This window comes from Schaalia sp. ORNL0103 (genome assembly GCF_019429565.1).
GTDB lineage: Bacteria > Actinomycetota > Actinomycetes > Actinomycetales > Actinomycetaceae > Pauljensenia.
The window spans coordinates 168,387-183,081 of sequence record NZ_JAHXSA010000002.1 but is presented as its reverse complement, the minus strand read 5'-3'; the positions used below and the strand labels follow the sequence as shown (position 1 = coordinate 183,081).

General features: G+C 65.8%; 12 protein-coding genes. 10 read left to right on the top strand and 2 right to left on the bottom strand.

The genetic code is table 11. From position 1 onward, the window contains the following. From rnpA to JJJ16_RS08010, 8 genes are all read left to right on the top strand, one after another. The gene (gene rnpA, locus JJJ16_RS08045) at window positions 1–354 is read left to right on the top strand and encodes a ribonuclease P protein component (protein WP_060566055.1); all 354 of its coding nucleotides are present in this window, start codon (window positions 1–3) and stop codon (window positions 352–354) included. Further along, on the top strand, window positions 351–695 hold the full coding sequence (yidD, locus tag JJJ16_RS08040) for a membrane protein insertion efficiency factor YidD (protein ID WP_219752220.1): 345 nt from the start codon (window positions 351–353) through the stop codon (window positions 693–695). Before rnpA ends, yidD begins: the two co-directional genes overlap by 4 nt. Window positions 696–767: 72 nt before the next feature. Further along, complete coding sequence (yidC, locus tag JJJ16_RS08035; RefSeq protein WP_219752134.1) at window positions 768–2,108, top strand: membrane protein insertase YidC; 1,341 nt, start codon at window positions 768–770, stop codon at window positions 2,106–2,108. Between the two features lie 83 nt (window positions 2,109–2,191). Further along, a complete protein-coding gene (locus JJJ16_RS08030; protein WP_009054330.1) occupies window positions 2,192–2,695 on the top strand; it encodes a protein jag in 504 nt (167 codons plus the stop codon). Next, on the top strand, window positions 2,688–3,371 hold the full coding sequence (rsmG, locus tag JJJ16_RS08025; protein WP_034465145.1) for a 16S rRNA (guanine(527)-N(7))-methyltransferase RsmG: 684 nt from the start codon (window positions 2,688–2,690) through the stop codon (window positions 3,369–3,371). The genes JJJ16_RS08030 and rsmG overlap by 8 nt, the downstream gene beginning before the upstream one ends. 285 nt (window positions 3,372–3,656) lie before the next feature. Beyond that, entirely contained in the window at window positions 3,657–4,538 is an 882-nt protein-coding gene (locus JJJ16_RS08020; protein ID WP_318836539.1) for an AAA family ATPase, read from the top strand. A 170-nt stretch (window positions 4,539–4,708) separates the two neighbouring features. Next, window positions 4,709–5,995: a ParB/RepB/Spo0J family partition protein gene (locus JJJ16_RS08015; RefSeq protein ID WP_219752133.1), complete on the top strand. Its 1,287-nt coding sequence runs from the start codon at window positions 4,709–4,711 to the stop codon at window positions 5,993–5,995. 146 nt (window positions 5,996–6,141) lie between these two features. Beyond that, window positions 6,142–6,771 (top strand): HAD family hydrolase, encoded by a 630-nt coding sequence (locus JJJ16_RS08010; protein ID WP_219752132.1) that lies wholly within the window; start codon window positions 6,142–6,144, stop codon window positions 6,769–6,771. A gap of 234 nt (window positions 6,772–7,005) precedes the next feature. On the opposite strand, the gene JJJ16_RS08005 is transcribed toward JJJ16_RS08010, so the two are convergent. Next, window positions 7,006–8,034: a D-alanine--D-alanine ligase gene (locus JJJ16_RS08005; RefSeq protein ID WP_219752131.1), complete on the bottom strand. Its 1,029-nt coding sequence runs from the start codon at window positions 8,032–8,034 to the stop codon at window positions 7,006–7,008. A gap of 21 nt (window positions 8,035–8,055) precedes the next feature. After that, window positions 8,056–9,384, bottom strand: coding sequence for a PLP-dependent aminotransferase family protein (locus JJJ16_RS08000; protein WP_219752130.1), 1,329 nt, complete (start codon window positions 9,382–9,384; stop codon window positions 8,056–8,058). A gap of 1,357 nt (window positions 9,385–10,741) precedes the next feature. On the opposite strand from JJJ16_RS08000, the gene JJJ16_RS07990 reads away from it, so the two are divergent. After that, a complete protein-coding gene (locus JJJ16_RS07990) occupies window positions 10,742–12,715 on the top strand; it encodes a TIGR03773 family transporter-associated surface protein (protein ID WP_219752128.1) in 1,974 nt (657 codons plus the stop codon). A 71-nt stretch (window positions 12,716–12,786) separates the two neighbouring features. Continuing rightward, window positions 12,787–14,400, top strand: a complete 1,614-nt coding sequence (locus tag JJJ16_RS07985; RefSeq protein ID WP_219752127.1) for an anchored repeat ABC transporter, substrate-binding protein — start codon at window positions 12,787–12,789, stop codon at window positions 14,398–14,400. Window positions 14,401–14,695 lie beyond the last annotated feature (295 nt).

Genomic DNA, 14,695 nt, shown 5'->3' with positions numbered 1-14,695 from the left:
GTGCTGCCGCGCGCGCACCGCATGGTTGACCCAGCGGACTTCACCGCCGCGATCCGACAGGGAACGCGAGCAGGAGATCCGCTGGTCGTCGTCCACGTCCGAGCCGACGAGGAACGCAACAGTCGCCTCGTCGGTTTCGTCGTACCCAAGCGGGAAATCAAGCGCGCCAACGGACGTAATCGCGTCAAGCGGCAGCTGCGCCACCTCATGCGCGAACGGATCGCCGACCTCCCCGAAGGATCCCGGGTCGTCGTGAGGGCCTCAAGTAAGGCCCTCGGCGTCCCCTCCAAGGAACTCGGCGAACACCTCGACCGCGTGATGGCGCGAGCGTGGCGTAAGTGGGACGCACGATGAACCTGGCGGGCCGGGCGCTTCGCGCTCTCGTGTCCGCACCCATCGTCGCCTACCAGCGCTACATCTCCCCAGCCCTCGGCCCCCGGTGTCGATACGCACCCAGCTGCTCCACCTACGCTCTCCAGGCCATTCGCGTCCACGGACCCATCAAGGGACTCATCCTCGCCGCTTGGCGGCTCCTGCGATGCAACCCCTGGAGCCACGGGGGAGTGGACCACGTACCAGAGCGTGGACGCTGGAAGCCCGACCCCTGGATCCCACCCGAGGATTGGGCTGGGCACGATAACTGGGAACGTCCCGCCCCCATGGGACTCGACCCGGAGCATGACCTGACCGAGTAACCGGCCACGGCCTCGGACACTGAAGGAACAACGAAACAGCGGCGCTTCGGCGCCACGGCGAAAGCGAAAACTATGTTCGACGCAATTCTCCACCCCTTCGCGTGGGCGATCTCCTACGTGTGGGTCTGGATCCACGACCTCCTCGTGCTGCTCGGAATGTCCTCCGGCTCGGGCATGGCGTGGGTCCTGTCCATCGTGCTGCTCACCATCCTGGTGCGCATCGCCATCATCCCGCTGTTCCTCAAGCAGATCCGCTCCTCGCGAGCCATGCAGGCCATCCAGCCTGAGATGCGCAAGATCCAGGAGAAGTACAAGGGCAAGAAGGACCAGGTCAGCCGTCAGAAGATGATGGAAGAGACCCAGGCCCTCCAGCGCAAGCACAAGGTCTCGCCCTTCGCCTCCTGCCTGCCCATGCTCGTGCAGATGCCCGTCCTGTTCGGCATGTACCGCGCCATCATCGCGGTCTCCTCCATCTCCGCCGGCACCTACACCTACCGCGGCGATTCCACCGACCACCTCGGCCCGCTGACCGAGTCCGTGTCCACCGAGATCGTTAACTCCACCGTCTTCGGCGTTCCGCTGTCCCACACCCTGCGCGAGTCCTGGGGCCAGCCCGCGATCGTCACTGTCTTCATCGCCGCGATCGTCCTGATGGTCGTCCTGCAGTTCGTCTCCATGCGCCTGTCCTTCTCGCGCAACATGCCCGACATGGGCGACAACCCGATGGCTCAGTCGCAGCGCTCCATGATGTACGTGATGCCGCTGATGTTCATCTTCTCCGGCGCGTTCTTCCAGATGGGCGTCGTCATCTACACCGTGACCGCCTCCTTCTGGGCCCTGGCCCAGTCCCTCTGGACCATCAAGGTCATGCCGACCCCCGGCTCCCCGGCGTACGCCGACCTCCTCGCTTCCCGCGAGGCCGGCTACCAGGAATGGGCCAAGCCCTACTTCCAGAACTATGACCGTGAGCGCGCCGCCCTTGGTGTTGCCGGCTCCGACCCGCGTATCGACGAGCTCAACGAGCGCACCCTCGCCGAGCTGCGCTCCAAGGCCAAGAAGCAGCGCGTCGCCTCCGACTTCCCGGCCTCCATGAGCGCCGGCGAAATCATCACAGTCTACCGGAACCTGGCCACCCAGAAGTGGACGACCCTGCCCGACGAGCAGTGGATGCACGGCCTCACCCTGGCCGTCGAGAAGCGCCTGGCCAAGCAGGAAGCCTCCGCCCAGCGCGCCGAGCTCCAGAAGCAGGTCCGCGACCGCCGCGCCCTCGAGCGTGAGTCCGCCAAGGCCTCGTCCAAGGATGCGTCCGACGCCAGCGAGTCGACCTCCGGCCACGGCTCGCTGAGCGCCGAGGAGATCGAGCGCCGCCGCATCGAGCGCCGCAAGGCCCGCCGCCGCGGCAACAAGCGCTGAGCACCATAGATTCACGGTTCCAGGCCCCCAGCCGGTAACCTGGACACCAGCAAGACCCCATTCCCCACTACGGAGGACACGTCATGAGTGACGACAACGCAGACAAGCTGACCCGCCTCGAAGAAGAAGGCGAAATCGCCGCCGACTACCTGGAAGAGCTGCTTGACATCGCCGACCTCGACGGCGACATCGAGATCGACGTCGAAAACGGCCGCGCCTCGGTCGAGATCGTCGCCGACGACCCCGACGCCCTTGACCGCCTCGTGGGCGACGACGGCGAGGTCCTGGACGCCCTCCAGGAGCTCACCCGTCTGGCCGTCCAGACCGAGACCGGCGAGCGCTCGCGCCTCATGCTCGATATCGCCGGCTTCCGCGCCGAGCGCAAGGAAGAGCTGCAGGACATCACCCGCGAGGCGATCGCCCGCGTGCGCGCCACCGGCGAGGCCGTCAAGCTCGACGCCATGAACCCGTTTGAGCGCAAGGTGTGCCACGACGTGGTCGCCGACGAGGGCCTCACCTCCGAGTCCGAGGGCGCCGAGCCCCACCGCCGCGTGGTGATCCTCCCCGAGGGCACCGACGGTGAGTGAGAACCCGAACGGGACGGGAAGGGGTCGCCAGGTCGGCGACCCCTTCGTCCCAGAAGAGCCCACGCAGGCCGTCCGCGACTTCTTCGGACCGGCCTTCGCCGAGGTCGCCGAGTACGCGCGCATGCTCGAGGAGGAAGGCGAGATTCGCGGCCTCCTGGGCCCGCGCGACATGGAGCGCATTTGGTCGCGCCACATCGTCAACTCCGCCGCCGTCCTGGATTTCATGCCCCGTAAGGATGGCCGTCAGGTCCTCGACGTCGGCTCCGGATCTGGCCTGCCTGGCATCGTGATCGCCGCCTGTCGCCCCGAGCTCGACGTGCACCTGGCCGAGCCCATGGCGCGCCGCGTCGAGTGGCTGATGGACGTTGTGGAGGACTTGGGCCTCGACAACGTGACGATCCACCAGGCGCGCGCCGAGGAGCTGCGCGGCAAGGGCAAGGCCGACGTGGTCACTGCCCGCGCCGTGGCCAACATGAGCAAGCTCGTGCGCATGACGTCGAAGCTGATCGCCCCCGGGGGCTCGCTCGTGGCCCTCAAGGGCCGCCGCGCGCCCATCGAGGTCGACGAGGCCTCGGCGGAGCTTCGTCGTCACCACCTGCGCGCTGAGATCCACGAGGTGCCCTCCATCATGGAGGACGAGTCGACATACGTGGTCGTCTGCACTCGGATCAAGTAACGCGTCCCCAGTGGGGGCGAGGAGCGTCGTGGCGATTGCTGCGGCGCTCCTCTTATATAGTGATGCAGGCCACATCGGAGTGGTGTTGTGTCATTTCGTTTCTGTCGATTGACGGTTTGTCGTGTTTTGTGTTTTCGCTGGGAGAATCGATCCTACAGAACGAAATTTTCGTCGTTGTATGGGGGTGCGCGGAGATTGTGTGCGCCTGGATGCATCCCGGGCTTTTCGTGCTGGAAGTGTGTGCGTCTGCCCGTAAACTAGGGGCAGTATCTAGGAAGGTGTCACGTGAGTACCAACAACACCCCTTTGTCGAATCAGATCGAGCGCAACATGCGCGATCTGGCCATGCTCGAGCGGGCAACATTCCCGCGCCCTCAGCACACGCGCATCATTGCCGTCGCGAACCAGAAGGGTGGCGTCGGTAAGACGACGTCGGCCGTTAACCTCGCTGCCGGCCTCGCGATGGGTGGCTTGTCCGTCCTCGTTGTCGACGCGGACGCCCAGGGAAATGCCTCGAGCGCGCTCGGCGTTCCGCACCCCGCCGGAACCCCGTCAACCTACGACGTCATTATCGGTGGCGCCAGCGTTGCCGACGTCGTGCAGCCGTGCCCCGACATCGACGGTATTGTCGTGTGCCCGGCCACGATCGACCTGTCCGGCGCTGAAATCGAGCTCGTCGACGTCGAGCGCCGTGAGTACCGGCTGCGTGAGGCCCTGCGTGAGTATGTCTCTGAGCATGCCGATATCGACATCGTGCTCATCGACTGCCCGCCTTCCCTCGGCCTCGTCACGCTCAACGTCATGGTCGCCGCCGACGAGGTCATGATCCCAATTCAGGCCGAATACTACGCCCTGGAGGGCCTCAGCCAGCTGTGGAACACCGTCGAACGCATCGGCGTGGATCTTAACCCCGGCCTGCGTGTCTCCGGCATGTTGCTGACCATGGCGGATAAGCGCACGAAGCTCTCCGAAGAGGTCGAGAGCGAAGTGCGTTCGCACTTCCCGGACCACACTTTTGCGACCGTCATCCCGCGTTCTGTGCGCATTTCCGAGGCGCCGAGCTACGGTCAGACTGTCGTCACGTACGATCCCCGTAACGTGGGTGCAATCGCGTATCGGAAGGCCGCGTTGGAGTTGTGCCAGCGCGTCGCAGCCTCTGAGGAGTGATTGTTTCACGTGAAACATTCGGAGTTTTCCGCATGTTTCCGCAGATCGGCACGTATTAGTCACCGTGCGTGAGCATTGGTGCAACAAAGTGATCAAACACGCTTACTAGCTGAGCGCATGCCATTGTTTCACGTGAAACAATGAACCGACGCAATTGAAGGAGTATTGCAATGGCGGATGCAGCACCGAAGTCTGAGGGCCGTAAGGGCGCTCGCAAGCACACCGGCCTCGGCCGTGGTCTTGGCGCTCTCATTCCTCAGGCAAGTGAGCAGACGCCGCATAACGCACCCTCCGCGCCTTCCCGTCCTTTGGACGTGTTCTTCCCCGAAGGCAGCTCCGCTGGCAAGCGTGGAGGTTCTGCGAAGGACCTCCTGCAGCCCAAGCGTGGTACTGCTTCGTCGAAGAAGATGCGTCCGACGATGCCGTCCGTTGATGCGGCCGGTGGACGGCGCGGCGGCGGCTCTCGCAGCGTTCTCGGCGGCGGAATCAATGGCTCAGATTCCCGCCAGAAGCCGGCTCGTGTGCCCGTAAAAGGATCTGCCGCGAACGAAGCAGATAAGCGCGACGAACAGAATGTTTCACGTGAAACATCCGTCGATCACGAGCTTCTTCCGGTTCCCGGTGCATCCTTCGCCGAAATTGCGATCGATCAGATCGTTCCCAACACAAAGCAGCCTCGAGAGGTCTTTGATGAGGACGATCTGAAGGAACTGTCGGCCTCGATTAAGGAGGTCGGCGTTCTCCAGCCCGTCGTCGTTCGTAGCATTCCCGCGAAGGGTCGCTCGGAGAAACTCACCGAGTTCCTCGCCGAAAAGCCCGAAGCGCGCTACGAACTGATCATGGGTGAGCGCCGCCTGCGTGCCTCCGAGCTCGCTGGCGAAACCACGATTCCAGCAATCATCCGGGAGACCGAAGACGGGGATCTGCTCCGCGACGCGCTCCTGGAAAACCTCCACCGGGCCCAGCTCAACCCGCTGGAAGAAGCGAGTGCATATCAGCAGCTCATGGCAGATTTCGGGGCAACTCAGGAAGAGCTTGCCAAGCGAATCGCCCGCTCGCGCCCGCAGATTGCGAATACCCTGCGTCTCCTGAAACTCCCGCCGTCCGTACAGAAGAAGGTTGCCGCTCAGGTCATCACCGCCGGCCACGCCCGTGCGCTGCTGTCCCTGTCGACACCCGAGGAAATGGAACGACTGGCTGAGCGCATCGTCGCCGAGGGTCTCTCCGTGCGTACCACTGAAGAGATCGTTCGCCTCGGCAAGGCGAAGGCAACAGCGCGTCCGCGCGCACGCCAGCAGCGCCCGCTGTCGCAGCTGGGGGAGAGCGTCGTATCGGCGCTGTCCGACGCGTACGATACGCGCGTGACCATCACCGAGGGACGTAAGAAGGGTCGGATCGTCATCGAATTCGCAGGATCCGAGGATCTTCAGCGGATTGCAGACCTTATTCTCCACTGATCTAACTTCATAGTTCTTTTCGCAGATCACGCGCAGTATGTTCTCTACGCGACATTTTCTGAGCTAATCTTCGATTGAATTAACGCTTAAACTACCTCTAAAGGGTCCACAGTTGGGCCCTCGCAGTACTAGAAGGAGCGAAAGGCATGAACGCCCAAGGCAGTTCGCGCACCGTGCTTTTCGATGTCGGTGGCGTCCTCGTGGATGCTCACCCAGACCCGCATACTATCGCCGAGTTGTTCGGTGACGGCTCCCGAGGTCTCACGACTCTCGTCGATCAAGCGATGTGGACCCATCGCGGTGAGTATGACGCCGGCATGTCCGACCGTGAATTTTGGGACCGTATCGCTGGAGATTGCGGTCAGCCCGAGCCGTCCGGCGCCCTTCTGAAGGAGCTCGTTGCGCTTGATGCGTCACGCATCGGGACGGCAAACGCAGGAACTCTCGATCTCGTGCGGCGGCTCCGCCGACAGGCAGTACGCGTCGGCATTCTGTCCAACGCGCCATATCCTATTGCGAAGGCCATTCGTCGCTCGGAGTGGGGAAGCCTCTTCGACTTCTTTGCCTTCTCGTGCGACTACGGTATCTGCAAGCCGTCGCGCGGCATCTACCGTGACGTACTCGTGCGTCTCGACGTGCCCCACGAGGATGTCGTCTTCATCGACGACCGTCGCGAGAACGTCCGCGCGGCCGAGCTCCTTGGCGTGAAGGGCATCGTCTGGAAGGGCGCCGAGGACGCCGAAACGCGTTTGAAAGAGCTTGGAGTGCTTTTCTGAGAGGCTCTGCGTCGGCGAATTTGCGTTTCCATCGGAAACGTGAAAACGACACAGAGGCGTACAGAGAACGGAATTTTGCTCTGATTGTGCGTTCGCGTCATGTTGTCAGGATTACTCATCGCGTGTGAGTATCGTCAGTCGCGGCGTATGCATTAACAACGGACAATGTTTCACGTGAAACATGTGGGTCCGGGAGGATCATCCTCCCGGACCCACAGTGCGTTGAATGAGTGATTACTCCTCGGTTGCCTCGGCGTCCTCGGAGATGATAACGCCGGTGCCTTCCTCGTCGATGACGTAGTCGACGCTGTGCACGTCGCGGCCGCCGGCCACAAAGTCGACGATGTCAGCGCACAGCTGCGCGAAGGACGAGTCCTCAAGAGCGTCAGCGGCCTGGGGGAGGAGCGACGTGTCGGTCATGCCCGGGGCAACATTCGCGTCGATGAACCAACAGGTGCCCTCGTCGTCGACCACGAAATCCATGCGAGACAGGTCGCGCAGGCCCAGCGTCGTGTGGGCCTCAACGGCTGCGGCCTGCAGGTCCGCGAGAAGCTCATCGGAAAGGCGGGCCGGAACGAAGTACTCGGTTTCGTCCGTGGTGTAGCGGGCGTCGTAGTCGTAGCGGCCACGGTCCGTGGACACCTCGACCGGGGGAAGGGCCACAGGTCCGTCCCACAGATCGACAACGGAGACGGCTACGTCGCGGCCGTTAATGCGCTGCTCGACCATCAGGCGCTGTCCGTAGGCGAAGGCATCAACCATCGCACGGCGCAGGGCCTTAGCGTCCTGAGCGGTCGAAATACCGAGCGCCGAGCCGCCGTCCGTCGGCTTGATGACGACGGGGAAGGACACAGAACCCTCGAGAGCAGACAGCACGTGAGAGGCGCCCAGCTGGCGGAAAATTGCCTGCGGAAGCGTTACCCAGCCGGGCGTCGCGAGGCCCGCAGAGCCCAGCAGAGCCTTTGCCGTGGGCTTGTTCGAGGCGAGCATCGCCTGCACCGACGACGAGCCCACGAAGGGGATTCCCACCGATTCCAGGAATGACTGCAGGGACCCGTCCTCGCCGATTGAGCCGTGCACGAGCGGCCACACGACATCGGGGGAGAAGGACGAGATGGCGTCAGCAAGAGACGCGTCGACGTCGGAAATACGCACGTCGTAGCCGAACTGCGTCAGGATGTTCGCGACGCGACGGCCCGAACGAACCGACACATCACGCTCGTGCGTCAGACCGCCGGCGATGATCAAAACCTTCGTAGCCATAGGGGATTCTCCTTACGTAACTTAACGATCCGACCCGGCCCCGGCCTCGTCGCCGGAGGCAGCGCCGAACATGTCGACGAGTTCCTTTTCCGCGTTGACGACCGTCGAGAGGCGGCGCACGCCCTCGCGGATGTCCTCGGGGGTGGGGTAGCAGAAGGACAGGCGCAGGTGGTTGGAGCCCGAGCCGTCGTAGTAGAACGCGGTGCCCGACACGTAGGCGACCTGAGCGCGCACAGCGCGCGGCAGCATGGCCTTCGCATCGAGGCCCTCGGGCAGCGTCACCCACGTGTAGAAGCCTCCGTCGGGAACCGTCCACGTGCACGAGGGCATGTACTCCTCGAGCGAAGTGAGCATCGCGCGGCAGCGCTCCGCGTACATCGAGCGGAAGGACTTGACCTGGCCGTACCAGTCGTAGTTGCTCAGGTAGTCGGCGATCGCCATCTGGCCCACCATCGACGGGCACAGGATCGCGGACTCGAGGGCCAGGACCAGCTTCGCGCGGATCGCGTGCGGCGCGTACGCCCAGCCGATGCGGAAGCCGGGAGCAAACATCTTCGAGAAGGAACCCAGGTAGACGACACCCTCGGGGCTGTACGAGGCGATGGCCGGCAGGGGATCGTTGAGGAAGCCGAGCAGGCCGTAGGGGTTGTCCTCGACGATCAGGACGTGCTCGCGCAGGCAGATCTCAGCGATGATCGGGCGGCGTTCGGCGGACAGCGTCACGCCCGCGGGGTTGTGGTAGTTCGGGATGATGTAGATGAACTTGATCGTGCGGCCCGAAGCGCGCACGTCGCGGATCGTCTCCACCAGGGCCTCGGGAATGATGCCGTGCTCGTCCATGGGGACGTGCACGATGTCTGCCTGGCGCGCGCGGAACACGCCCAGCGCGCCCACGTAGGAGGGGGCCTCGGCGAGGATGACGTCGCCGGGGTTCACGAAGAGCTCCGTGACGAGGTCGAGGGCCTGCTGGCTGCCCGTCGTGACCACGACGTCGTCCGGGTCGGCGCCGACGATGCCGTCGTAGCCCATGACCTCGGTGATGCGTTCGCGCAGCACCTCCCAGCCCTGGCCGCTGCCGTACTGCATGGCCTGCGCGCCGTGGTTGCGGACCAGCTTCTCCGCGGATGCCGCGAGCTTATCGAGGGGCAGATCCTTGAGGTTCGGCATGCCACCGGCGAGGGAGACGACCTCGGGGCGCGACACGACCGAGAACAGAGCTCGAATCTCGGATGCGCGCAGGTTGTGTGCGCGGTCCGCGTAGACGTCGTACCAGGGGTCGAGGCGGTTTCCCTGCGCGGGCGTGCGCCCGGACGAGGCCGGGGTGCCGCCGTTGGTCGAAGGCTGAGTCAAGGCATGCCATCCTTTGCATGAAGTTACGTAGAACCGTATAGGTCAAGTGTGCCACTTTCCTGGCCATACGGGGTAACGGGGCCGGTGGTTGGGCAGATGTTTCACGTGAAACATTGGTTGTGGTGGCGCTCGTGTTCCGGGCGCCGAATGGCCCGGCCGTGGGGCCGGGCTGCTTCGTGTGCCCGTGGGCGGCGGCCTTCCTGCTGTTGTTGCTTGTGGTCCCACGGGTGTTCCGGGCGCCGGAGGCCCCGGCCGCCCGCGAGGCTAGGCAACCTCGCTCCGCTCGGCGCCGTGCCTCGAAGCCCGCCCGTGCCCTCCGGACCCTCCGGCGCCCTCCACACCGGCGGTCCCTGTGGTTCTGGTGTGCCCGGCCAGGCCCCGCCACCGCCCACCGGCACCGCGGCCGTGCCCGTGAGGGTATGCAAAAAGTCCGCAGCCCCTGCGGGTCTGCGGACTTGCGTGGAACTCCGGCGTGGCCGGAATTCGCTCAGTGGCGGTCGGCCTTCACCAGGTGCTTGGTGTCGGCGAGCTCGTTCAGCTGATCGATGTGGGCCTGGGCAACCATGACGTCGATGGTCGAGAACATGAGTGAACTCCTTGTGGGATCGTATTGTGTGTTGATTCCCTGCTTGACGAGGCCGAGGATCACCCGGTCTGTAACGAGGAGTGTGCCAACGCAGGTAGCGTCGGCGCGACCCTGCGTTTCAAACAAGAAAAGCGCCAGACCAGCTTGGCAGCTTTGTCAGGCGCTTGATGGTTATAGTTTATCCCTCCCAAAACGCTCAATCAACCGTTCGGCCAGTAATTTAGATCGCATCAAAAACCAAGCAATTGCAAAGCAAAGTGGCCGCGTGCACACCATCTGCACAAACGTGCGCACGCCGTCACAATTCGTGTGTTGTGTCGACAGTGCTTACCCACAGATCGCGAAATTTCTAAAAATTTAATGTCGGTTCGTACGAGTTCGTCGACCGTTGGCTACTGAAGCTCGCCATCAATTTCGCACGTAATTTGGGGGTCAGACAAATGAGCAATGGTGAGAAAACCGCGGAATTCCAACGATCTGAATTCAAAGTTTGAAAAAGTAGTGAGGGAATTACGTGCGAAATTTAGGGGAGGTGTATTGCATGTGAATTTGAGGGGGAGAGTCGTGGTCCCCGAGGCTTTGGGGCGTCATCAGAGCTCTTGGCCCCATTGTCTGGCCGCATTGTCTGGCCACATTTGAGGTCGACCCTCATGAAGGGGGGCCGCGATCAGGGATTTCGGGTGCTAGAACTTTGCGCGGCGTGGGCCACGGGCATAGAATGATAACGATTCTCATTCATATACACGTGCGAAGCACCTAGAGGACCCCCTCATGAACCCCACGAAGTACCGGAACCCGGGCCGCGCAGCTGCCCGGGCTTTCGCCGCAATGGCCCTCGCGGCCACCTCCTTCCTCGTGCCCGGAGCGGCACACGCCGCCGACGAGGCCACCGCAGGCCCCGACACCACGGACGTGGCGGCAACCGAGGAGGCCGACACCGCGAACGCAGCCACGGCCTCGTCCGAGGCCGCCGTGAGCACCTGCGCCGTCATGCGCACCGCCCCCGCCGGCACCACGGCCACCCTGGACCGCGGCCACGCGGACATCTTCGACCTGACCTCCGACGCGTCCGGCGCGCTCACTCTGCGCATCAAGGAGGACGCGACGGGCTCCGGCGTCATGCGCGAGCCCGAGCAGACGCTCCTCGCCGTCAACAAGTCCACGCTCACCCAGATCCCCGCCGCCGTCAGCCAGGCGACCGGCGCTCCCGCCGCCGCCTACCTGCTCGGCCAGTCCGGCGACAACCAGGCGACCGTCCTGTGGCCCGGATGGGACACCCTGGGCGTCACGGCCGGCGGCTACGACGCCGCGCGCTTCCACATCTCCTACACGGGCCCGGAGAACGGCCGCATCTACGCCTTCACCTCCAGCTTCACCGAGGGCACCAAGGCGGTCACCAATGACGGCAGCTTCGACCTGGCGCCGGGCGGCGACGACATCGACCAGCCTTACGCCGCCCACAAGCACGTCAACTGGCTGTTCACACGCGCCGGCCGCTACACGCTGACCGTCCAGGCCAGCGCGTGGACCCCCGGGAACACCGGCGCCGCCAACGCCCAGTCCGCGGCTCACACGTACACGATCGACGTCGCGGACGAGGCCTCGTGCCTCGCCGAGTCCGGAGCGGCCCCCTCGACCGACCAGGCCCAGCCCGCACCCGCCCCCGGCGTGGGCCCCGGCTCCGTGAGCTCCACGAACAACCAGGCCGCGCAGGACCAGGGCGTGGGCGGCGCCACGGGAACGCCCAGCGCCCCGGCCCCCGCGCCCGGCACGACGGGAACCACCGGAAACACCGGCACGACGACCGGCGCGAACCCCGCCCCCTCTTCGGGCGCGCACACCACCTCGGGCACGACCGGCGGTGAGCGCTGCGTCGCCACCCGCATCACCCGCGAGGCCACCGAGGCCGAGGCCGCCACCCTGGCCTCGAACAACGCCCCCGCGAACACCGCGCGCACGACCCTGACCGTGAGCGTCGGCGACGGCGCCTCCGGCAACGCCACCGACGGCCACTTCGACCTGGGCCCCGCCATCGAAAACGGCACCCTCGTCGCCCGCGTCAAGGACGACCGCAGCCAGCCCGCCCAGTGGGTTGACCCCTCGTCCCTGACCTTCGCCCTCGGTGACGCCGCGCGCATCACCGCGCCCGCCGACCTCGGCTTCGTCGCCACCCCCGGCTCCAGCGTCTGGCTGATCCCCTCCACCCAGATCGCGGGCGTGCCGTGGCTGGGCCTGAACTCCCAGCGCGAAGAGATCGTCACCGGCACCACCGGCCCCGTCCAGTTCACCCTCGACGCCGTCGAAGGCCCCGGACGCGTCGCCGTCTTCAACGCGGGCGCGCTCGGCTCCGGCGTCGGCGAGCACGTCTTCGACGGCCCCGGCACCGGCTACACACTCGGCGCCAACACGCACGCCCACCAGAACTGGGTGTTCACCGTGCCCGGCACCTACACGCTGACCATCACCATGCGCGTCACCCCCAACGGCGCGGCGCTCGCGGGCAGCGGCTTCGGCTCGGGCGGCGACCTCACCGCCACGGGCGCGACCGGCCCGAGCGGGCGACCCATGGTCTCCCAGGTCGTCGGCCGCACCGCGTCCGGCAAGGACTGCGACCTCTCCCTGGCCACCACCGGCGCCGACACCATCCCGTTGACCGTCGTCTCCCTCACGTGGGCGCTCACGGGCGCGGCCTGCGTGTGGGTGGGTGCGATCGGACGTCGCCGCAACCTGCGCCGGGCGCTGTGACCCCTCATTCACGAGGCCGACTCTCCTTCATCCCCCGCCTCCCCTTCCGTGGGTGGCGGGGGAGTGGGTGTGTGCTCGCTGCCTCGACGTTAGCGATCACGGCGACCCTGGCAGGGTGCGCGCCCGCGCCCGACCCCGCGAGCGACGGTGAACTGCGCGTCGTCGCCACGACCGGCATCCTCGCCGACCTCGTGCGCAACGTCGCCGGAGACCGCGTCCACGTCACGCAGATGGTGCCCAACGGGGCGGACCCGCACTCGTGGGAGCCCTCCCTGCGCACCATCCGCGACGTCGCATACGCGGACGTCGCCTTCTCCAACTACCTCATGCTCGAGGAGCACGCCCTCATCCGCGCCCTCGACTCCAACCTGCCCGCCGGCTCGCGCTCCGTCTCCGTCGCCGAGGAGGCCGCCAAGAACGGCGCCACCATCCTCCCCCTCGTCGAAGACCGCGCCCTCGACACCCCGTGGCTCGGCATGCGCGTGTGGGGCGACGGCGCCGACATGGGGGCCACCCGAGCCTCGCAGATCGACCTGACGACCACCGGCGTCGACGGGCCCGGCCAGGCCGCCGCCTACCTCACCACGTCGTTCGGGCAGCCCGAAATCGCCTTCGCGACCTCGGACGGCTTCAACGCCGCAGGCGGATACGACACCGACACCGCGCAGCTGCCCGCCGACGCCCACCAGCACATGAGCTGGGCATTCACCGCCCCCGGCGTCTACCGCGTCCACTTCCGCGCCAACCTGCGCACCACGCCCGGCGCCACGCCCGTCAGCGTTGGGGAAGGCACCGCCGTCTTCGCCGTCGGCACCCCGCCCGAGGAGATCGCCGCCAGTGAGGGCCGCCGCGTCCTGTCCGCCGGCCACGCCGACATCACCGTCAACCTCACCACCAAGCGCGTCGAACTCGCCTCCGACGCCGGAGCACTCAGTGGAGACGAGGCCTCGGCCCCCTGCGTGGGCGCCGGAACCACGGGAGCGGCCGTCGTCTCGACCATGGAATGCACCGACCTCGACCAGGTCGTCATCGAAGTGCCCACCCGCGCACTCACGACGATCCCCGGGGAGGCCTCGTTCCGCTTCATCGGCGAGCCCGGCGCGAACGTCTACATGCTGCCCCAGGCCGTCCTCGGCAAGCACGTCCACGGCGACATCGACCCCCACCTGTGGCACGACGTCCACAACGCCCAGGCGTACGTGCGCGTCATCCGCGACTCGCTGATCTCCGTCGACCCCGACGGCGAGGCCACCTACCGGGCCAACGCAGCCGCCTACCTGACGCGCCTCGACGAGCTCGACGCCACCGTGGCCTCGACCATCGCGTCCATCCCCGAGGAGCGCCGCAAACTCGTCACCACCAACGACGCGTACGCGTACCTGGCGAACGCCTACGGGCTCACCGTCGCCGGATTCGTCGCACCCAACCCCAGCGTCGAACCCTCCATCGCTGACCGGATCAAGCTCCAGGCCACCCTGTCCGACTCCTCGATCCCCGCGGTGTTCCTCGAGCCCAACCTGGCGCGCACCCGCTCCACCCTGCGCACCGCCGCCACCGACGCGGGCGTGGACATCTGCCCCCTGTACGGCGACACCCTCGACGACCAAGCCCCCACCTACATCGACATGATGGAACACAACGCCCGCTCACTGGCACGCTGCCTGGGCGGCAAGGAGATGCCATGAAACCCTTCTCTTCTCGCCCGACTGCCGGCCGCCGGCTCTGCACCCCGGTGGCGGCGGCCCGCCCGCGAGATCGCCACACGCGAGCTTCGCTCGGAGTGGTCGATCTCGAAGCCCGGCCAGGCCCCGCCGCCGCCCCCGGGGCTAGCCGGAGGCCTAAATCTGCACGTGTGAGTGGCGATTTCTCGCCCGCTTTCTTGCCGTCCCGCGGGCGGGCATCTCAGCTCGTCGTACGTCCAGGTGTCGCCGCCCACCGGGGGAATGGCAGCACTAGAAGTATCCCTACGGCGTGTCGTCG